The organism is Granulicella tundricola MP5ACTX9 (assembly GCF_000178975.2).
Lineage (GTDB): Bacteria > Acidobacteriota > Terriglobia > Terriglobales > Acidobacteriaceae > Edaphobacter > Edaphobacter tundricola.
Map to the genome: position 1 here is coordinate 845,921 of NC_015064.1, position 21,171 is coordinate 867,091.

A 21,171-nucleotide genomic window follows, 5' to 3' on the forward strand; every position below is an offset into this window, starting at 1 on the left:
CATCAGGCAGTCCAAGCTGATTTGAGGAGTACGAATGTTCGCAGGCAGTCCTGTCTTCCGTGCATCACGCTTGCTGCTGGCCCTGCTTGCCATCTCGTCACCGCTTGCAGCGCAGAGTTTGCCCGAAGCCGGCATCTCTCGTGCACTGGCCTCCGCCCGCGCCGCTCGTCTGTCCGATCTCCACTACAAGCTCAGCTATGAGCTCCATCCGCACGCGGAGGTCACTCAAGCCCACGAGACCCTCACCTTCACGGACACCGGCACCGGAGACCTCCCGCTCGACTACCGCGACGGCACCCTGACCTCCGCCTCCCTCAACGGAACAACCATCCCCACGCAACTCGTCAACGGCCACATCATCCTTCCCGCCGCCGCCCTCCACAAAGACCAGAACACCCTCACCATCGCCTTCCAAAGCAACATCGCCGCAGCCGGCAAGGCCATCACCCGTTACACAGACCGCGACGACAAGACCGAGTACCTCTACACCCTCTTCGTCCCCATGGACGCCAGCATGGCCTTCCCGTGCTTTGACCAGCCCGACCTCAAAGCCCGCTTCACCCTTGACATCTCCGCGCCCACGGACTGGACCGTCATCGGCAATACAGCCGCCACCAGCAAGACCGCACGCGGCGACTCCGCACAGTCCATCTTCCCTGAGACCCGTCCCATCAGCACCTATCTCTTCGCCTTTGCCGCCGGGCCGTTTGAAGCGATCCAAGGAAACCCAGGCGAGCCCACGATCTACGTCCGCAAGTCCCAACTCACCCGGGCTAAGGCCGAAGCCCCGCAGGTCCAGCAGATCACCGCCCGCGGCGTAGCCTATCTCTCCGACTACTTCGCCCAGCCCTTCCCCTTTCCCAAGTACGATCTCGTCCTCATCCCCGGCTTCCCCTTCGGCGGCATGGAGCACGCTGGTGACACCTTCCTCAATGAGGACGGCGTCCTCTTCCGCACCGCGCCCACCGCATCCGACTACTTCCGCCGCGACATCCTCGTCCTCCACGAAACCACCCACCAGTGGTTCGGCGATCTCGTCACCATGCGCTGGTTCGACGACCTATGGCTCAAGGAAGGCTTTGCCCAGTACATGGCCTATAAAGCCATGGCCCAACTCAAACCGGACACCAACCCCTGGAAGCACTTCTACGAAGAGATCAAACCCCTCGCCTACGCCATCGACGAGACCCAGGGCACCACCCCCATCTACCAGAACATCCCCAACCTCAAGGATGCCAAAAGCGCCTACGGAGCCATCGTCTACCAGAAGGCCCCAGCCGTCCTGAAGCAGCTCGACTACTTCCTCGGCGATCAGAACTTCCGCGACGGCCTCCGCCTCTACCTCAAGCAACATGCCTATGCCAACGCCCAATGGGCAGACCTCATCGGCGCCTTTCAAGCCACCGGTAAGAGCGATGTGCAGGCTTGGGCAAGCGCGTGGATACTCCAGCGCGGCATGCCAGAGGTCACGGTTGAGTTCTCCTGCAGAGGAGATCGTCTCGGAAACATCCATCTCATGCAGCATGACGTACTCGAGACGGATGCTGTTTGGCCCATCTCAAACCAGATATTCCTCAGCTTCCCCGCAAAGCCCGCATCGGCAAAGCCTTTTGATCTTCCTGTCTATGAGATGGAGCCGATCCGGGTAGATTGGAACCGGCCCGCCATCAATGTAATAAGCAACCATGCAGCATGCCCGACCTCCATCTTCGCCAACTACGGCGATCAAGCCTACGGCCGCTTCCTCCTTGATCCCATCAGCGAAAAGGCCGTCACCGCCTCGCTCATCGCTCTAAGCACCACCCCCACCGATCCCCTCCTCAAGTCCCAACTCTGGGGTGCCCTCTGGGACCAAGTCCACACCGCTCAGGCCTCCCCTCGCGCATACGCAGAGCTAGCCCTCAAAGATCTCCCCACCGAGCAGGATGAGAGCATAGCCCGCATCCTCGGTGGCCGCATCTCCGCAGCCATGCACGCGTACCTGTCGGACAAGGGAAGGGAAGCTCTAGCCCCGCAAGCAGAATCCGTCACCGCCGACCGGATGATCCACGCCCCCACCCTCGGCCTGCGCATCGTCAACTACCGCACCTTCACCAGCATCGCCCAAACCCCCACAGCCCTTGCCCAAATCAAAGACCTCCTCTCCGGTAAGCTTACGATCGAAGGCATGCCCCTCAAGCCGCTGGACCGCTGGAACCTCATCGGCACGCTCATCCAGCAGAACGACCCCGAAGCCCCAGCCCTTTTAGCCGCAGAGAAACAACGCGATCAATCCGGCGAAGGCCAGAAGTACGCCTACGCTCAGCAAGCCGCCACCCCCACCGAAGCCACCAAGCAACAATACTTCGCAGACTACCTCCGAACGTCCTCCCAACCCGGCGGCCCGCCCGCCGTGCAAGAAGACTGGCTCACCCAGTCCCTCGGCCGTTTCAACTCCTGGAACCAGACACCGCTCACCGAGCCTTATCTCACCCGAGCCCTGGACGCCCTGCCGGACATCAAGCGCAATCGCAAGATCTTCTTCCTCGGCGCATGGCTCGGCTCCTTCATCGGCGGTCAGCATAGCCCGGAGGCCCAGCAGATCTTCCACGCCTGGCTCACCCGCAAGGACATCGACCCTGACCTCCGCCTCAAAGTCCTCGAACTCTCCGACGAGCTAGACCGCACAGTTCTCATCCGCCAGAAGTTCCCCGACTAAACCATCTTTCATCCCGCGAATGTCATTTCCTTGTCACACCCTCGCAGCTACACCGTACGCACCGGAATCCCGCATCTAAACTGGAGTTCGCAGGCCCCCGCACCACAAAGGATTCCATGCAGATCGCTTCAGTCGGCACCTCGTTCCCGCCTCATCGCTATACACAAGCCGAAATCGCAGAAGCCCTCGTAGAACGCTGGCGCGACAAGCTTCCGGAACCTCGTCTTCTCACCCGCTTCCACCTCAACTGCGGCGTAGAGCATCGATACACCGTCCTCCCGCTCGAAGCCTACCCATCCCTGGTCGGCTTCGGCGCGACCAACGGCGCATGGATCACTGCCGCCGTCGATCTCGGCGAGCAAGCCATCACCCGCGCCCTCGCACCCATCGGCCTCACCGCAGCCGACGTCTCCGCCATCTTCTTCGCCTCCGTCACCGGCATCGCGTCCCCAACGATAGACGCCCGCCTCATCAACCGCATGCCGTTCCCCACGCACGTCAAGCGCACACCCATCTTCGGCCTGGGCTGCGTCGCCGGAGCCGCCGGCATCGCACGCGCGTCAGACTACGTCCGCGCCTTCCCGGACCAGATCGCCCTTCTCCTCTCGGTCGAGCTCTGCTCCCTCACCTGGCAGGACGACGACCAGTCCGTCGCCAACCTGATCTCCACCGGCCTCTTCGGCGATGGCTGCGCAGCAGTCGTCATAGCAGGCGACAACGTAAAGCTCCCTGGACCCACCGCCGGCCCAAAAATCCTGGCAACCCGCAGCACCTTCTATCGCCACACCGAGCACGTCATGGGCTGGGACATCCGAGACACAGGCTTCCGCATCGTCCTCTCGCCCGATGTACCCAAGGTCGTGCTCGAAAACCTCAAAGGCGACGTAGACACCTTCCTCACCTCGCAATCCCTCACGCAATCAGACATCACCTCCTGGATCTTCCACTCCGGCGGCCCCAAGGTCCTGGAAGCTGCGGAGAAAGCCCTCACCCTCCCACCGGAAGCCCTCGCCCTGAGCTGGAAGTCCCTCCGTGAGGTCGGCAACCTCAGCGCCGCCTCCGTCCTCTGCGTCCTCGAAGACACCCTCACCAACCACCCCGGCGCACCCGGCACCTACTCCATCCTCGCCGCCATGGGCCCCGCCTTCTGCCTCGAACTCATCCTCCTCCAGTGGTAGCTAGACCCTAAGACACATCGGGTGCCCCATCCTCGACGCGGTCCTATCGCGGCAGGGTGGGGTATCGTTTGCGGCAGCAAACGACCCTTCCACAGAACCATCCCGAGTCAAGACCCCAACGCTCAGCGTAAACTCACATCTATAGGGACTCCCATGGAAGACACAGCCACCCGGATCATCCACATCATCGCCAAATCGAAATCCCTCCCGCCCGAGTCCATCCAGCCCGAGAGCAACTTCGACGATCTCCAGATCGACTCGCTCGACAAGATCAACCTCACCTTCGAGATCGAAGAAGCCTTCAACATCACCATCCCGGACGATTCCCTCAGCTCTCTCCGCACCGTCCAGGACGTCATCACCGGAGTCCAGCGCCTGCAAGCAGAGAAGTCCGCCGCCTCATGAAGCTTGATAACGAGTTCCTCTTCCTCACAGCCTTTGCCTTCGTCATCTTCAGCGCCATAGCCTTCTTCTTCGGCCGCTTCACAGACCATCTCCGCCGTCACAGCCGCCGTCCGCTCCCACCCAGAGCCTTCCTCCTGGCCTTCCGGCTCTGGTTCTCAGCGCTCGCCCTCGGCGCACTCGCGCTACTCCTCTTCAGCCGCCACGGCCTCTTCGCGCCCGTCAAATAAAAGCCCGCAAACAGGGAAGGGAATCATGCATCGCGTCGTCATCACCGGTCTGGGCTGCATCACTCCCATCGGCAACACCCCGCAAGCTCTCTGGCAGTCCGTCCTCGAAGGCCGCACAGGCATCGCGCCCATGCAGGTCGAGCACCCCGGCCTCCGCTTCACCCGCATGGGTGAGGTCCGCGACTTCCGCCCCGAAGATCATCTCGCCAACGGCCAGATCCTCACCACGGAGCGAGCCGCCCAGTTCGCCATCGTAGCCGCCCGCCAGGCGGCAGTGGAATCCCAACTCCTCGCCCACCACGCCCCCGACCGCATCGCCATCTTCACCGGCTGCAGCACCGCCGGCCGCCAGGCGGAGGAGCCTGAAACCGCCAAGCTCTACACCTCCAACGCCCGAGTCCATCCACTCACCGTCCCCCGCTCCATGGCCTCCAGCGGCGCCTCCCAGATCGCCATCGACCTCCACATCACCGGCCCCGCCCTCAACCTCTCCACTGCCTGCTCCTCCGGCGCTCACGCCATCGGCCTCGCCTTCCAGATGATCCGCGGCGGAGCCGTCTCAGCCGCCATCGCCGGCGGCCATGAAGCTCCACTTACCTTCGGCTTCCTGCGCGCCTGGGACTCCATCCGGGTCGTCTCCCCCACCGCCTGCCGCCCCTTCGCCGCAGACCGGGACGGCATGACCCTCGCAGAAGGCGCAGCCTACCTCGCCCTCGAAACCCTGGAGTCCGCCCAGTCCCGCAACGCCCCCATTTATGCGGAGCTCCTAGGCTTCGGCATGAGCACGGACGCCCACCACATCACCCAACCCAAGCCGGAAGGCCCCGCAGCCGCCATCCGCATCTGCCTGGCAGACGGAAAACTAGACCCGCAAGAAATCGGCTACATCAACGCCCACGGCACCGCCACTCAGGCCAACGATCAGGTCGAAGCCGCCGCCATCCACGCCGTCTTCGGCGACCACGCCTCGCGTATCTCCGTCTCCTCCACCAAGAGCCTCCACGGCCACAGCATGGGCGCATCCCCCGCCATCGAAACCCTCATCACCGCCCTGGCCCTCCGCCACGGCCAACTCCCCTTCACCGCCGGCACCATCACTCCCGACGCAACCCTCAACCTGAACCTCATCCTTGAAGCCCCACAACCCACCGGCCCCACCGTAGCCCTCGCCAACTCACTCGCCTTCGGAGGCCTCAACGCCATCCTCGCCCTGAGGACCTTCTAAGCCGCTTCAGGAGATAATCACCACAGATGATCTCCGTCCTCATCCTCACAAAAAACGAAGCCCAGGATCTCCCCGGCTGCCTAGCCTCCGTAGTCTGGTCGGACGACGTCCACGTCCTCGACTCCCATTCCACGGACGCCACCGTCGCCATCGCCCAGGCCGCCGGAGCCATCGTCACCCAGCGCCCCTTCGACAACTACGCCGCGCACCGCAACTTCGGCTTCCAGCTCCCCTTCAAGTACCCCTGGCTCCTCATTCTGGATGCAGATGAGCGCCCCACCCCCGAGCTCTCACGCGAGATGCTCCTGCAAGCCGCCAACGCCCCCGCAGACGTCTCCGGCTTCCGCCTTCGCCGCCGCGACTTCCTCTTCAACACCTGGCTCAAGCACGCCCAGCTCAGCCCCTTCTACATCCGTCTCGTCCGCCCCGAGCGCAGCCGTTACACCCGAGCCATCAACGAAGTCCTCGAAGTCGAAGGCACCATCGCAGAGCTCCACGAGCCCCTGGACCACTTCCCCTTCTCCAAGGGCATCGCCCACTGGGTGGCCAAGCACAACCAGTACAGCACCATGGAAGCCCAGCTCATCCACTCGCAGCAGGGCCTCACCAACCCCAGCCTCCGCACCGCCCTGCGAGACTCCGACTTCCACACTCGGCGCCTCCACCAGAAGGCCATCTTCTACCAGCTCCCCGGCCGCCCCCTCATCAAGCTCGTCTACATGCTCGTAGTCCGCCGCGCCATCCTGGACGGCTCCGCCGGCGTCACCTACGCCATCCTCCAAAGCATCTACGAGTACCTCATCGTCCTCAAGACCAAAGAGCTTCACCTCAACCAGCGTCAATAGCAAAAAGGGGTGCCTACCAGGATTGGCGGACACCCCAATATTCGTCATCAGGCACGAGACTCTAGTAAACCGTCCGCACATTCGGTTCACGGTCGTAGATGCGCCCATTGGCAGCAGCGCTCAGATAAGCGTCAGCATCCGCACCCACCAGCACGCCTTCATCCGGAACAACTCCCGCCGCGTCCAGCAGCGCTTGCGCACCGCTCGTCGCGCCGATCACCTTCAGATGGCTGAACGCATCATGCACCCAACCAACGGCCGCAGCCTCGGTTGAAAGCAGCTTAGCCCCATCCTCGGATAACGCAACGAACACCGCATCGAAGAGCACGGAAGCACCGCCCGCAAGCTGGAAGTCAGCCTCCAGCGTCTTGCCGTCGGAGGTCGTGGCCCCGCCAATCTTCGGCGCGACGATCTTCACCTTCGCCCCCAACTTGCCTGCAGCCGTCTCCAGCGCCAGCACCTCCGCCGCGTCGGTGCCATCCGCAATCAGCACGCCGATCAACTTCGTCTTCAGCCCCGGCACCATCTTCTGCACAATGCTCAACGCCGGAGAGACCTTGAGATCGGTACGCACCGTCACGGTCGTAGCTGCAGGCTTGATCGGCTCGGTCATCCCCAGGCCATCAGCCACACGCTGCGCAATGGTTGCGTCCACATTCGCCAACTGCCCCAGCATCCGCGTACGAATAGCCTTCGTCTCCACCTTGCTCAACTCAAAGATGAACGCAGACACAATGTGATTCTGCTCCGGCTCAGTCTGCGAGTTGAAGAACTGCAACGCCTGGCTGAAGTGATCCGCAAACGAAGCCGCCCGCACCCGCATCTTGTCGCCCTCTTCATGCGCCTTGAAGGAGCTGAATCCCTTCACCGCATCCGGACGAGGAGCATCCGCCTCCAGCGAGCTCGGCGAGTAAGACACACGGCCCTTCTGCGGCAACATCTGGTGATGGCCGTCCCGTTGCATGTTCATCACCGGGCAGCGCGGCGCATTCACCGGGATCTGCTGATAGTTCGGCGTGCCCAGCCGCGTCAACTGCGTGTCGATATACGAGAGGTTGCGCCCCTGCAGCAACGGGTCATTGCTGAAGTCGATGCCCGGCACAACGTTCGTCGTCGCAAACGCCACCTGCTCCGTCTCGGCAAAGTAGTTGTCCACATTGCGGTCCAGTACCAGCTTGCCGATGATCCGCAGCGGCAGCGTCTCCTCAGGAATCAGCTTCGTCGCATCCAGCACGTCAAAGTCGAAGCTCTGCGCAAACTCCTCGTCGAACAACTGCACACCAAGCTCCCACTCCGGAAAGTTTCCTTCGTCAATCGCATTCCAGAGATCGCGCCGATGAAAGTCCGGGTCCGCCCCGGAGATCTTCAGCGCCTCATCCCAGATCACCGACTCCATCCCCAGCTTCGGCCGCCAGTGGAACTTGACATACGTGGACTTGCCCGCATTGTTGATCAGCCGGAAGGTATGCACACCGAAACCTTCCATCATCCGGAAGGAACGCGGAATCGCGCGATCGGACATGATCCACATCAGCATGTGCGTGCTCTCAGGCACCAGCGAGACGAAGTCCCAGAACGTGTCATGCGCGGACTGAGCCTGCGGAAAACCACGGTCCGGCTCCTGCTTGACGGAGTGGATCAGGTCCGTGAACTTGATCGAATCCTGGATGAAGAACACCGGAATGTTGTTCCCCACAATGTCCCAGTTACCCTCCGGCGTATACATCTTCACCGCAAAGCCCCTGACATCGCGCGCCAGATCGCTCGATCCCGCATTGCCGGCCACCGTAGAAAAACGCACGAACGCAGGGGTCTTCTCGCCCACCCGTGTCAGCACACCGGCCTTGCTGATGCCCTCCAGGCTATCGGTCAGCTCAAAGTATCCCTTCGCGCCATAACCACGAGCATGCACCACGCGCTCCGGAATCCGCTCATGATCGAAGTGTTGCGTCTTTTCGATCAACAGATGGTCCTCAATCAGCACAGGACCACGTTCATTCGCCTTCAGAGAGTTCTCGTCATCCGCAATAATCAGTCCGCGTTGCGATGACATCGGCGGATGAGTTTCGCCCGCTGCCTGGTGTAGTTCACCGCCATTGCCTATGCTGTGATCCGCCGCTTCTTCATGTCCCAACTTCGCCATCGCCCTACCCCTTGAACCTTCTTGGTCTGTGATGCCCGTGGGTTTGTCGTTCTGTAGCATGCCCCACCACGGCTCGCTCCCCTATGACTCCACCCCGCCGCCCCGTGTCGCCTGCAATCGGAAAATTCATCTTTTCCGATCTCCCGTCCGTATGGTCTAATCCTCCCACCCCGGGAAACCTAGTTTGGAATTTGGAGGATTGATCATGTCCGCCTTGCGCCACGCCCTTACCGTCGCCCTTCTCGTCTTTTCCGCCGTTCTCCTTCATGCCCAGGCGTACACCTCCATCGTCGTCATCGGAGACTCGCTCTCGGACACCGGCAACGACGCCCACGTCTCCACCGCCCTCTACACCGCAGCCGCCGCAGTCCCCACACCCGCCACCGGGTACACCCAGGGCAGCTTCACGGACGGCGCCGACACTGCACCCGCCGCGCAGCTCTATAGCGGCGTCTGGATCAAGCAACTCGCCGCCATGCTCGCCGCCAAGCCGCCCGTCCTGAACTCTCTCGACGGAGGTGCCAACTACGCCTACGGCTTCGCCTTCACCGGTTCCGGCACTACCCCCTTCGCGTATGGACCCGGCAATGTATTCACCTTCCCCGTCAACAACATGGGCCTGCAGCTCTCCACCTATCTCGCCACCAACCCCACCATCACCAGCAAGACCCTCTTCGTCGTCTGGGGCGGAGCAAACGACATCCTCAACGCCACCTCCTCCGCTGCGGTCACCACCGCCGCCGCCAACGAAGCCGCCGTCATCCAGGCTCTCATCGCCGCAGGTGCCACAGACTTCATCATTCCGAATCTCCCACCGCTCGGTGCCGTCCCTCGCCTCAACACCACCGCCTCCGCGGCCTCCGCCACTGCTGCCGCCGCCGGGTTCAACCAGGCCCTCGCCGCTTACGTTGCCGCACTCCCCGCCGCCAATCCCGGCAAGTCCCTTCACCTCTACTCGCTCGACGTCTTCACCCTCTTCAACACCATCATCGCGGCCCCTTCAACCTACGGCTTCGCCAACGTCACCATCAGCTCCAACTTCCTCGCCGTCAACCCGGATACCTATCTCTTCTGGGACGGTCTCCACCCCACCACCGCCGGCCACCATCAACTAGCCCTCGCCGCCGCAGCCCTCATCGCCCCCGGCGCCACCACCACCACACTCGCCTCTTCCAATCTCAGCGCAAACCTCAACGCCTCCGTCACCCTCACCGCGACGGTCAAGAGCCCCGCCGGCATCCCCACCGGAGTCGTCACCTTCTTTGACGGAACCACCGCCATCGGCAACGGCCAGTTGAACACTGCCGGCGTCGCCACCTACACCACCTCCAGCCTCACGGCCGGCACGCATAACATCACCGCTGCCTACGTTGCCTCCCAATACTTCAATGCCTCCACCTCCACCGCCCTCTCGGAGGTCGTCACCGCCCCGGCCATCAGCCTCACCGCCACTCCCGTAGGGCTTACGATCGCCAGCGGATCCACGGGCTCAGAAGCTCTCACCGTCGCCACCGTCGGCGGACTCTCCGGTACTGTCTCCCTATCGTGCGCGCCTCTCCCATCGCCTCTCACCTGTACTTTCTCCCCCGCCACACTCACGTTCGCCGGTGCCAACAACACCCTCACCAGCACCCTCACCGTCAACACAGCCGGCGTCAACATCTCCCAACTCAACCGAACCCGCCCCGGCTCCAATACCCTCCAGGCGATCGCAGCCTGCTCGCTCCTCCCCTTCTTTGGCGTTCTCGTCTTCCGCCGCAGGCATCTCCGCAGCCTCCCACTCCTCTGCCTCCTCCTGCTTTTCTCCTCCGGAGCGGTGCTCGGCCTCAGCGGTTGCTCCGGCAGCTCCTCGGCCAATGCACCCAAGGGCCTTTACACCATCCCGGTCACCGCCACCGGCGGAAGCGCAACCTCCTCCCTCAGCTTCGTGGTGACGGTCAACTGACCGTCACCACCCGCACCGGCTACACTAGACCGCATGTGTGGAATCGTCGGATACATCGGTCCTAAGTCAGTCGTCCCCGTCATCATTGAAGGTCTGCGCCGCCTCGAGTACCGCGGCTACGACTCCGCAGGCATCGCCGTAGGCGGCTCCCCCGAGCACCCCAACAAGCTCGACCTCCGCCGCGCCCCCGGCAAGCTCAAGAACCTCGAAACCGTCATCGCCGCCTCCCCCATCGACGGCACCTACGGCATCGGCCACACCCGCTGGGCCACCCACGGCCGCCCCACGGAAGAAAACGCCCACCCCCACCGCGACGGCACCGGCACCCTGGTCGTAGTCCACAACGGCATCGTAGAAAACTACCTGGCCCTGAAAAAATCCCTCATAGCCAAAGGCCACACCTTCCAGTCGGAAACCGACACAGAGATCATCGCCCACGTCATCCAGGACGAACTAGAACTCCACGAAAAAATGGGTGCCCCACGTCTCGATTCTGAGACGTGGGTTTCCACCGAAGCCAACGAATCCCAAGCCGTCCTAATCTCAAACACTCCAGACCGCCTCCCCCTGGACGAAGCCGTCCGCCGAGCCGTCAAGCGCCTCACCGGAGCCTTCGCCATAGGCGTCCTCTCCGCCCACGCACCCGACACCCTCGTCGCCGCCCGCATGGGCCCACCCGCCGTCATCGGCATCGGTGAAGGCGAGTTCTTCCTCGCCTCCGACGTCCCCGGCATCCTCCACCACACCCGCAACATCCACTTCCTCCAGGACGGAGAGGTTGCCGTCCTCACCAAAACCGGCGTCCGCATCACCGACTTCGAGAACAACGAACTCCCCCTAAAAATCCAGCGCATAGCCTGGGACCCCATCCAGGCCGAAAAGGCCGGCTACAAGCACTTCATGCTCAAGGAGATCAACGAGCAGCCCCGCGCCGTCCGCGACACCACCCTCGGCCGCGTCTCACTCGAAACCGGAGAGATCTTCCTCCCCGAAATGCAAATCTCGCAGCAGGAGTTCAAAGCAGCCACCGGCATCACCATCGCCGCCTGCGGCACCAGTTGGCACTCCGGCCTGGCAGGCAAGTTCATGATTGAACGCCTCGCCCGCCTCCCCGTAGACGTCGACTACGCCTCCGAGTACCGCTACCGCGACCCCATCCCCGACGCCACCAACCTCGGCCTCCTCATCACCCAGTCCGGTGAAACCGCCGACACCATCGCCGCCCAACAAGAACTCATCAGAAAGGGTTCCAAAACCCTAGCCATCTGCAACGTCGTCGGCGCAGCCATCACCCGCGCCGCCCAGGGCACCATCACTACCAACGCCGGCCCGGAGATCGGCGTCGCCTCCACCAAGGCCTTCACCGCTCAGCTCACCGCCCTCTTCGTCTTCGCCCTTTACCTCGCCCAGCAGCGCGGGACGATAACGCCGGAAGAGTCGTTGCACTATGTAACAGAACTCTCAAAGATCCCCGCAAAACTCGAAGAGGTTTTGCGGACAGTCGATGCTCAGTGCTGCGAGCTCGCCAAATCCTTCAGCACCGCCCGCGACTTTCTCTTCCTCGGCCGCGGCATCCATTATCCCATCGCGCTGGAGGGCGCGCTCAAGTTGAAGGAGATCTCCTACATCCACGCCGAAGGCTACCCCGCCGGCGAGATGAAGCACGGCCCCAACGCCCTCATCGACGAGACCCTCCCCGTAGTCTGCATCGCCACCAAAGATCCCGCCGACCCCAGCTCCGTCCTCAAGTACGAAAAGACCCTCTCCAACATCCAGGAGGTCACCGCCCGCTCCGGCCGAGTCATCGCCATCGCCGTAGAGGGCGACCACGAGATCACCCAGCTCGTCGAGCACACCATCCACATCCCCGCCGCCCCGGAGCTCCTCCTCCCCATCCTCGAAGTAGTCCCCCTCCAACTCCTCGCCTACCACATAGCCGTGCGAAGAGGCTGCGACGTAGACCAACCCAGAAACCTAGCGAAATCCGTCACCGTGGAGTAAGACTGACAATGCCCACTAAAACAACCACTAATGAAGCCGCCGCAGGAAACGCCAGACTCTACCAAGTTTTATGTGGTGTGCTAGATGACTTGCGGGCAGAGGCTCCTGCTTCAAGCGCACTCTACCACCCGCCCCCGAGCAATGGGGATGCCTTGATTCAAGCGCGATCGCGATCGCTATTACACCTCTTCCTTAAATCACGATTCGGCGTCTTGGCTTTTCAGCAGCGCGAATCATTCGTCACTGATGGCTCAAATGACGGAGGAATAGATGCTTTCTATATCGATGATCAACGGAAAGTGATCTACCTTGTTCAGTCTAAATTCCGGGCGACTGCAGGGAATTTTGCCAGCACAAACATGACGGCCAATGATCTTCTAAAAATGGATGTCAAGAGGATTCTAAGCGGCGAGTTAAAAAATGAGAGTGGTATACCCTACAACGATCGGATCAAGAAAAATCTTCAAGCAGCAATTAGACGCCTCCCAGATGCCGCGGGATATGCACGCGAGATAGTCCTGATAGGAAATGTCGCGAACCTATCAACTGCTCAGTTGAAGAGGCTGGTAGATGGTTACCATTACGAAATATATCCTTCCGAGAGAATCTTTCAAGAGCTTCTCTTTCCTGTTATTACGGGGACTTATTATAATGATCCTAAACTACTTATAAAGATAAATCTTGGGAATGTCCGAGGGGCGGAAGCACATCTGGACTATGACGCGCAAACAAAGTCACAGAAGACGAATATCAAGCTGATCTTCGTCCCGACTAAAGAAATAGGCCGTGTCATGATGACCTACAGAAACTCCATCCTGAAGTTCAACCCCCGGAGTTTCTTGGAACTCGATCGTAATCAGGTTAATCGCGAAATTGAAGCCTCTATACGTAACAAATCAACAAATGAGTTTGCTTTGTTCAACAACGGCATCACAATCACGACAGACAATACGAAAATTAGTCAAGATACTGGCCGGCGTGGAACCGCTCAACTGGTTTTGACTAATCCGCAGTTAGTAAATGGTGCTCAGACGGCATACACCCTTTGCCAAATTTATGAATCATGTATAGACTCTGGAAACTTTGGCGTGTTTCAAGGAAAGGAAGTTCTTGTTAAGGTCATAACTTTTGTAGGAACCGCTCCTGCAAAGGAAGTGAAGGAGAGGACGTTCCTTGTCGCCGCGATTTCCAAGGCCACTAACGCTCAAACAAAAGTAGATGACTACGATAGGAGGTCTAATGATCCATTACAAATGGATCTTCAAAAAGCATTCTACGAGAAATTTGGTTTGTTGTACGAACGTAAGCGGGGAGAGTTTAGTGATGGGCTTCGCAACGGCTACATCAGCCGCGATCTTCTAGTTAACCGGGAAAACCTTGTCAGGGTGAGTTTGGCATGTGGATTCCGAGTAAATCAGGCACGGGCTGGAATCAGTAAGTTTGCCACTGAGGCAGAATTAGCAGTCCTGCTAAAGCTCTCAGACTTTCCTAAATATGCCTATGGCTATGAAGTCCTTAACGACCTAGGGAGCCTCTGCGCAGGCGGCCGATTTGACGATGTCGGTGTGTGACTTGAGTCGGCGGCCAAGTTTTTCTGCGGTTGGGCCGTGCTTTGCTTGTTCTGGCTGGGGTTTGTGCGGAGTCGAAGACTCATAGCCCGTCTCCCGGCGCTAGGCGGCGGTTCCCGCCAGGTGCTTGCGGTGGAGGTAGAGGTTGATGAGGGCGAAGTTGGCGCATAGCCGGTGATGGTTCTTGGCGATGCCTCTGTAGCGTACCTTGTCGAAGCCGAAGACGCGCTTCAGGATACGGAAGACGTGTTCTACTTTCGCTCTTACTTTTGATTTCGTCGTATTCTTCTTCTTTGCCGCTTCATCGACATAGTTCTTGAACCTGGTTCGCTTGCAGGTCATGTCCTGGGCCTTGGGCGCGGCCTGCCGGATGGCCTTGGTCTGGCCTTGATAGCCGCCGTCGCCCCACACCTTGCGCTCCTCCCCATGTAGCAGATCCGGCAGCATGTGTACGTCGGAGACGTTGGCCGCCGACGTTGCCACTGAGTGCACGTGACCTTCTTTTGCATCAACGCCGATGTGCGCCTTCAGTCCGAAGTACCACTGCTTGCCCTTACGAGTCTGACGCATCGCCGGATCACGCTCTTTCTTCTCGTTCTTGGTCGAAGAAGGCGCATGAATAATGGTCGCATCCACGATCGTGCCGGTCTCGATGCGGATGCCCCTGGCCGCCAGATGCAGGTTCACCGCGTCGAGCATGGCACCGCCAAGGTCATGCTTTTCGAGCAGGTGGCGGAAGCGCAGCACTGTCGTTTCATCCGGTGCCGGAGCCACGCCCAGGTCAACACCAGCGAACCGCCGCAGCGTGAAGGACTCATAAAACGCCTCTTCGACGCCGGGGTCGGACAAGTTGAACCACTGTTGCATAAAGTACGTCCGAAGCATGATCGCAAGCCCGACAGGACGACGGCCGTTGCCGGCCTTCGGGTAGTGCGGTTCGACCAGAGCCTGTAACTCGGGCCACGGAACAACCACTTCCATCTCATCCAAAAACAGCTCCCGCCGAGACTTCCGCCCATACTTCTCAAAGATCGACTGGGACGCAAACGTCTGCTGCTTCATCGCCATCCACCCCTAACCATCAGATTAATCCATCAGGCCGCGGACGCAGAACTTGTGCAGAGTTTCCCTAGGGAGACTCTGCGCAGGCGGCTGATTTGACGTTATGAGTGAACGTCTTGAGTCGGCCGTTAGTTTGTTGCGATACTGCCGCCCTGTATTTGGTTTTGGCTGGAGTTTGCGCTGTGTTGAAGAGTCGTTGCCCGTTTTCGGGCGCTATACGGCCAGCCCTGCCAGGTGCTTGCGGTGGAGGTAGAGGTTGATGAGGGCGAAGTTAGTGCATAGCCGGTGATGGTTCTTGGCGATACCTCGGTAGCGCACCTTGTCGAAGCCGAACACGCGCTTCAGGATACGGAAGACATGTTCTACTTTCGCTCTTACTTTTGATTTCGTCGTATTTTTCTTCTTTGCCGCTTCATCGACATAGGTCTTGAACCTGGTTCGCTTGCAGGTCATGTCCTGGGCCTTGGGCGCGGCCTGCCGGATGGCCTTCGTCTGGCCTTGATAGCCGCCGTCGCCCCACACCTTGCGCTCCTCCCCATGCAGCAGATCCGGCAGCATATGTACGTCCGAGACGTTGGCCGCCGACGTTGCTACCGAGTGCACGTGACCTTCTTTTGCATCGACGCCCACGTGCGCTTTCAGTCCGAAGTACCACTGCTTGCCCTTACGAGTCTGACGCATCGCCGGATCACGCTCTTTCTTCTCGTTCTTCGTAGAAGAAGGCGCGTGGATGATGGTCGCATCCACGATCGTACCGGTCTCGATGCGGATGCCCTTGGCTGCCAGATGCAAGTTCACCGCGTCGAGTATCGCGCCGCCAAGGTCGTGCTTTTCGAGCAGGTGGCGGAAGCGCAGCACGGTCGTTTCATCTGGCGCCGGAGCCACGCCCAGGTCGACGCCGGCGAACCGCCGCAGCGTGGCGGATTCGTAAAACGCCTCCTCGACGCCAGGGTCGGACAAGTTGAACCACTGCTGCATGAAGTAGGTCCGCAGCATGATCGCAAGCCCGACAGGACGACGGCCGTTGCCGGCCTTCGGGTAGTGTGGCTCGATCAGAGCCTGTAACTCGAACCATGGAACCACCACTTCCATCTCATCCAGAAACAACTCCCGCCGAGACTTCCGCCCATACTTCTCAAAGCTCGACTGCGACGCAAACGTCTGCTGCTTCATCGCCATCCACCCCTGACCATCAGATTAATCCATCAGGCCGCGGACGCAGAACTTGTGCAGAGTTTCCCTAGAGATAATTAGACGACAAGCACCCCGCCCGGTCGGCGACAGATATAAAACCCGCAAATATGGGCAAGCATTACGTTATGGTCAATATGCTGTGATTGCTGTGTGTACTAATTACGCCAGAAAAGAAATTAATGAACGAAAGAAAGCTGTTGAACAGGTACTTCTGCAATGGCCCGAGTTCGAGCTGTGGGTGTCAAAGAGAAGGTCGAATAAAGCCTATCAAATTCAAGAATCATTTGATTTCGTGAGTTACTACAAAGGTTCAACGATTAATTCAGATCTGCAAAGTTATAGCTTCAAGTTTAGTTGACGGCACCCCGAATCCGTCGAGAGGACGATCCATAAGATGAAGAAATCTCCTAAACTCGATACTCTTACCTCTCGCCCAAACCTCGACTACAGCAAAGCCGCGCACGGCAAATACTTCGACCGCATGCAGCGGGGAACCAACATCATTCTCCTCGCCCCGGACTTCGTCGCCACCTTCCCCGACTCCCAATCAGCCAACGAAGCCCTGCGCTCCCTCTAAAAGATAGCCGTCCGTTCGGCAAAGCCCGCCTCACCCCAGCGGAAAGCCCAATCGCTAATTTAGCCCGACTACTCCCCACCCGACCCAGACTCCTGATGCACCGCAAGCAACTGCTTGGCCAGCATCGTACTCAGCAAGCCCTTCATCGCAGTCAGATCGACACGGTTCTCAGCCCATGCCACATCCGCCGCCTCAAGCGCTTTGTAGTACGGCGTCTTCTCCGCCTCTATTTGGTCGGGAATGGTCAGATGACCGGGTAGAAGATATCCCAACCGCACACAAAGCACCAGGTAGGAGACTGCCCGCGAGGTCCGCCCATTCCCATCCGTAAACGGATGAATCCAGTTCAGGCGCCACATCACATAGGCCGCCAAATGGATAGGACTCTTATCCTTCCACCTGTCGTTCACGTAATCGCAAAGCTCCTCAATCCGTTCCGGAACCTCGAACGCCTCGGGAGGAGCATGCTTGCTGCCCTGAATCCCGACCTTTGAAGGCCGCCAGTTTCCTGCATACCCGGTGAGACCCTGAAGTGCAGCCCGATGCAACCCTTGGATGTGCGATGGACGAAGCCGGAAAGGGCGCTCAGGATCGAGGAACGCCTGCACCATATCCGTAACCAGGTTGTACTGCTTGAGACCATTGGCTGCTTCGAGCTCCGCCGCAAGCTTCGGATCGGTCACTACGACCGCCTCGTCAGCCTTGCTATGCCGAATCTCCTCCGCCATTACCGGCCTTGCATCTCGCGCTTCAGCCGTTCGTCCTGCTCCGCGACCATCTCCCGCGTAATCAGGTTGTTTTCGATTTTCGTATTGCCATACGCAAAACTTCTGCGTTGCGCCTCACGCTCCTCTTCCGGGAACGGGCGAGTCCTTGCGGATTCAATCAAATGCTGCAACTCTTCTGTCATCGTTTTTCCTAACTACAAGCCTCTTGCAAAGAGCTTGCCCACATGCCAGATGCTATCACCACTGTACCTGTGTGCAGGTGGCTGCCAGTGTAACCCTTTACGCATCAATGACTCCAGACCTTGGCATCTTCTTCATAAACCTTTTCGTAGAGGTAGCCCAACTCCGCCTCCGCAGCATCACAACTTTGGTCGAGTCACTCAGACTCCCGGAGAGTACCCATGCGCTTCAACCTTCTGCTCGCCGCCGCCCTCATCGCTGCCCCCGCCTTCGCCCAGCCTGCACCCCAGCAGCCCGAAGCCGGTAACCCCAACACCTTCGCGCAGGCCGACCAGATGCGCATCGTCCAGCAGGTCCGCCACCAACTCCTCAGCCTGCCCGACTACGCCGTCTTCGACTCCCTCTCCTTCGGCATCCGCGGCCGCACCATCATCCTCAACGGCTTCGCCTCCCGCCCCATCCTCAAGGACGAGGCCCAGAAGGTCGTCAAATCCATTGAAGGCGTAGAGACGGTCGAAAACCAGATCAAGGTCCTCCCCTTCTCCAACTTCGACGACCAGATCCGCGTCGCCGTCTACCGCCGCATCTACTCGCAGCCCGCCCTGCGCAAGTACACCGGCTCACCCGTCGGCTTCGGCGCCTTCCCATCCGTAGCCCGCGCTGCCGGCGGCATCACCAACGACCCGCCCCTCGGCTACCACGCCATCCACATCATCGTGGACAACGGCCACGTCATCCTCAAGGGCGTAGTCGATAGCGAATCCGACGCCACCATCGCCTACGTCCAGGCCAACTCCACCCCCGGCACCTTCTCCGTAGAAAACGACCTAGTAGTCCCCAACGCCCCACCCAGGGAGAGCAAATAAGCCTTTGCTGTTGTCGTTGTAGTTCGGATTAGAGTGGGGCTTTAGCCCCACGTCTACCCCCGTCCGAAGAACGGCTTTAGCCGCGGGCCTCTTGGGTGCTTCACATTCCAGGCACCGATACGAAAACGTGATGCCGCTCGCTCCTACCGGTCGAAGACCACGCGGTGGCCTTCGACCCACCAGCAGCTCCCCGCCCCCGCCTGCGGAAAAAGGCTCTTGCTGCAATCCACATCAGCCCGCCCGTCCGGGTAGTACTCCTCCTTGTTCCCCTTCAATGAAGCCACCACAAACCGGCTCACCGTCACCGACCCAAGCGGCCCCCCGCGCGCCTTCCACACCACCCAGTCGCCGATGTAGACCACCGCCGCCGCCACAACCAACCCCATCAAGACCCACTTCAAAATCCTCACCATAACGACACGGAACTCCTTCCACCCACTCTCACAGCGTACCTCTCAGGAGAGTTCACAGGCATGGAGTAATTTGTGGTGAGTTTGTGGTGATTTTGTGGTGATTTGTGGTGCAGTTCGCACGTATCTTTAGGGTATGCGCGCCCTGATATTTGTCCTCCTTCTGGCATCCTCCCTCTACGCTCAAACCCCCAAAACCCCCGATTCGCTCGTCTTCGTCAACGGCGAGCAGCTTACGGGAACGCTCGAAAAGGCTGATTCCAAAGGGATTACCTTCAAGTCCCTCATGGCCGGCGAGATCACCGTAGGCTGGGCCAACATCAAGGAACTCCGCTCCGACCAGCAATTTGCCGTCCTCACCACGAACGAAAAGCTCACCCGCCGCAACGCCGCCGCCGTGGTCCCCAGCGGTCGTATCTCTGTGGCAGATAAGCAGTTAGTCGTCGCCACCAAAGAAGGCCCCAAGGTAGTCCCCATAGAAAAAGCCGACCGCCTCATCGACGCCGCCGCCTTCGATAAAGCCATCAATCATCCACAAGGATTGCTCCAGGGATGGGGCGGAACAGCCGTGGGAGGCGTCAGTTTAGTGCGCGCCACGCAGGACTCCACGACCTTTACCGGAGCGCTAAGTCTAGCGCGTGCAACACCTACGGTCGACTGGCTCCCCGCCCGTACCAAGGATTCGATCGCCTACAACCAGTCCTACGGAACCTCCTCCCAGGCACTGACGCCTACGATTAAGTCCAATATCTTCCACGCAAACGCAGAGCATGACCGGTATTTTTCACCACGATTGTTTGCGTTTGGGGCGGCAACGTTCGACCATAATTACAGCCAACTCGTTGATTTAGAACAGGCTTACGGCGGCGGTGTAGGAATCACTGTGATCAAGAATGCCAAGCATGAGCTTGATTTCAAAGGAGATATCCACTACGAAAAGGAATCCTTCTTCACAATCGACGGCAGCACGCCCGCGCCGAACCTGAATCTTGCTGGATCAACCTTTTCAGAGACGTACTTGAGGCACCTGCTGAAAGGCATTGTTTTCAATGAGTTCGGGAGCGTTACGCCCTCATGGAATGATACGAATGCTTACTCGGCACATGTGAATGCGGGGTTTGTTTTCCCCGTAATCAAGGGGTTTGGGTTGAATATCAACGGCATTGACGATTACCTCAATAATGCCCCGTTTGGCTCAAAAAAGAACTCCGTGCAGTACTCGACGGGCATAACGTACACGATCAAACCACGTTAATTGTGGTGAAAACGCACCACAAATCACCACATACTCACCACAAATGCACCACGAATTTTTGTGAATTCGATGTCTTGACGTTTCCGAAGCGGGTGGGCTTCGGAGACTGCGATGGTAGATTGAAGTTGTGCGACGCCTTCTAGCTCTCGTGGTGCTGATCGCCTTCGGCTTGCCGGGGTTGACGCCCCTGTTTGCGTTGGGGATGGATAGCGACGCGGGGTTGGCGCCTTGCTGCCGGAAGGGTGGGGTTCATGCCTGCTCGCGTATGGCGCATGACGGTGCCATGCAGTCCGAGGCGGAACACAGCGGGGAGACCCGGGTTGCGACTCTCTCGCCTCACTGTCCTTATGGTGGCAGTGGGTTGGTGATGAGTCATCCTGCTCCTGCGGCTTATGGGCCGGTGGTTCGGGTGATGGAACGGGTGTATGTGCGGGCTGCAGGTGTGGCGCAGACTGAGGCTCGTGGGCGGGTGTCTGAGGGGCGCTCGCATCAGAAGCGTGGGCCTCCCGTGGTGGGGTAAATAGCTTGACTTGAGCGGGGTGTGTTGCCTGCTCGTTTGGCCTTCAAACGAATCTTGAATTGAGACCCTGATCTTCCGCAGTGAAGATGCAGGGGGCATTCCCCAGCGGTTGTGCCCGGTGTAGACCCACGTCCCAGGATCGGG

19 protein-coding genes are annotated in these 21,171 nt (G+C 59.7%); 13 read left to right on the plus strand and 6 right to left on the minus strand.

Going from position 1 to position 21,171, the window contains the following annotated elements; genetic code table 11:
* The first annotated feature begins 34 nt into the window (after window positions 1–34).
* From ACIX9_RS03505 to ACIX9_RS03530, 6 genes are all read left to right on the plus strand, one after another.
* Window positions 35–2,698, plus strand: coding sequence for a M1 family metallopeptidase (locus ACIX9_RS03505; RefSeq protein WP_013579097.1), 2,664 nt, complete (start codon window positions 35–37; stop codon window positions 2,696–2,698).
* Window positions 2,699–2,814: 116 nt separating this feature from the next.
* Window positions 2,815–3,876, plus strand: a complete 1,062-nt coding sequence (locus ACIX9_RS03510; RefSeq protein ID WP_013579098.1) for a type III polyketide synthase — start codon at window positions 2,815–2,817, stop codon at window positions 3,874–3,876.
* 153 nt (window positions 3,877–4,029) lie between these two features.
* Window positions 4,030–4,281 (plus strand): acyl carrier protein, encoded by a 252-nt coding sequence (locus ACIX9_RS03515; protein WP_013579099.1) that lies wholly within the window; start codon window positions 4,030–4,032, stop codon window positions 4,279–4,281.
* Complete coding sequence (locus ACIX9_RS03520) at window positions 4,278–4,508, plus strand: hypothetical protein (RefSeq protein WP_013579100.1); 231 nt, start codon at window positions 4,278–4,280, stop codon at window positions 4,506–4,508. Before ACIX9_RS03515 ends, ACIX9_RS03520 begins: the two co-directional genes overlap by 4 nt.
* Before the next feature lie 25 nt (window positions 4,509–4,533).
* Window positions 4,534–5,733, plus strand: coding sequence for a beta-ketoacyl-[acyl-carrier-protein] synthase family protein (locus tag ACIX9_RS03525; RefSeq protein WP_013579101.1), 1,200 nt, complete (start codon window positions 4,534–4,536; stop codon window positions 5,731–5,733).
* 26 nt (window positions 5,734–5,759) lie between these two features.
* Entirely contained in the window at window positions 5,760–6,578 is an 819-nt protein-coding gene (locus ACIX9_RS03530; protein ID WP_013579102.1) for a glycosyltransferase family 2 protein, read from the plus strand.
* Between the two features lie 61 nt (window positions 6,579–6,639).
* Here ACIX9_RS03530 and ACIX9_RS03535 read toward each other — a convergent pair whose 3' ends face one another.
* Window positions 6,640–8,721, minus strand: coding sequence for a catalase (locus ACIX9_RS03535; protein ID WP_013579103.1), 2,082 nt, complete (start codon window positions 8,719–8,721; stop codon window positions 6,640–6,642).
* A 205-nt stretch (window positions 8,722–8,926) separates the two neighbouring features.
* Between ACIX9_RS03535 and ACIX9_RS03540 the strand changes: the two genes are divergently transcribed.
* Genes ACIX9_RS03540 through ACIX9_RS03550 form a run of 3 tightly spaced genes read left to right on the plus strand, consistent with a single transcriptional unit; the run spans window position 8,927 to window position 14,238 of the window.
* Entirely contained in the window at window positions 8,927–10,666 is a 1,740-nt protein-coding gene (locus tag ACIX9_RS03540; protein ID WP_013579104.1) for an SGNH/GDSL hydrolase family protein, read from the plus strand.
* Window positions 10,667–10,699: 33 nt separating this feature from the next.
* Complete coding sequence (glmS, locus tag ACIX9_RS03545) at window positions 10,700–12,667, plus strand: glutamine--fructose-6-phosphate transaminase (isomerizing) (protein ID WP_013579105.1); 1,968 nt, start codon at window positions 10,700–10,702, stop codon at window positions 12,665–12,667.
* Between the two features lie 8 nt (window positions 12,668–12,675).
* A complete protein-coding gene (locus ACIX9_RS03550; protein WP_013579106.1) occupies window positions 12,676–14,238 on the plus strand; it encodes an AIPR family protein in 1,563 nt (520 codons plus the stop codon).
* Between the two features lie 99 nt (window positions 14,239–14,337).
* On the opposite strand, the gene ACIX9_RS03555 is transcribed toward ACIX9_RS03550, so the two are convergent.
* Complete coding sequence (locus ACIX9_RS03555) at window positions 14,338–15,297, minus strand: IS5 family transposase (RefSeq protein ID WP_041597230.1); 960 nt, start codon at window positions 15,295–15,297, stop codon at window positions 14,338–14,340.
* A gap of 213 nt (window positions 15,298–15,510) precedes the next feature.
* Complete coding sequence (locus ACIX9_RS03560) at window positions 15,511–16,470, minus strand: IS5 family transposase (protein WP_041597380.1); 960 nt, start codon at window positions 16,468–16,470, stop codon at window positions 15,511–15,513.
* Between the two features lie 415 nt (window positions 16,471–16,885).
* Here ACIX9_RS03560 and ACIX9_RS03565 point away from each other — a divergent pair, with 415 nt between their 5' ends.
* Window positions 16,886–17,068, plus strand: coding sequence for a hypothetical protein (locus ACIX9_RS03565; protein WP_013579107.1), 183 nt, complete (start codon window positions 16,886–16,888; stop codon window positions 17,066–17,068).
* A 68-nt stretch (window positions 17,069–17,136) separates the two neighbouring features.
* On the opposite strand, the gene ACIX9_RS03570 is transcribed toward ACIX9_RS03565, so the two are convergent.
* Entirely contained in the window at window positions 17,137–17,796 is a 660-nt protein-coding gene (locus tag ACIX9_RS03570) for a Fic family protein (RefSeq protein WP_013579108.1), read from the minus strand.
* A complete protein-coding gene (locus tag ACIX9_RS03575; protein ID WP_013579109.1) occupies window positions 17,796–17,978 on the minus strand; it encodes a hypothetical protein in 183 nt (60 codons plus the stop codon). Before ACIX9_RS03575 ends, ACIX9_RS03570 begins: the two co-directional genes overlap by 1 nt.
* Window positions 17,979–18,197: 219 nt before the next feature.
* On the opposite strand from ACIX9_RS03575, the gene ACIX9_RS03580 reads away from it, so the two are divergent.
* Complete coding sequence (locus ACIX9_RS03580; RefSeq protein WP_013579110.1) at window positions 18,198–18,842, plus strand: BON domain-containing protein; 645 nt, start codon at window positions 18,198–18,200, stop codon at window positions 18,840–18,842.
* Between the two features lie 143 nt (window positions 18,843–18,985).
* On the opposite strand, the gene ACIX9_RS03585 is transcribed toward ACIX9_RS03580, so the two are convergent.
* Window positions 18,986–19,255 (minus strand): hypothetical protein, encoded by a 270-nt coding sequence (locus tag ACIX9_RS03585; RefSeq protein WP_013579111.1) that lies wholly within the window; start codon window positions 19,253–19,255, stop codon window positions 18,986–18,988.
* A 133-nt stretch (window positions 19,256–19,388) separates the two neighbouring features.
* On the opposite strand from ACIX9_RS03585, the gene ACIX9_RS03590 reads away from it, so the two are divergent.
* A complete protein-coding gene (locus ACIX9_RS03590) occupies window positions 19,389–20,507 on the plus strand; it encodes a DUF481 domain-containing protein (protein WP_013579112.1) in 1,119 nt (372 codons plus the stop codon).
* A gap of 127 nt (window positions 20,508–20,634) precedes the next feature.
* Window positions 20,635–21,027 (plus strand): hypothetical protein, encoded by a 393-nt coding sequence (locus ACIX9_RS03595; protein WP_157477261.1) that lies wholly within the window; start codon window positions 20,635–20,637, stop codon window positions 21,025–21,027.
* The last annotated feature ends 144 nt before the right edge of the window (window positions 21,028–21,171 follow it).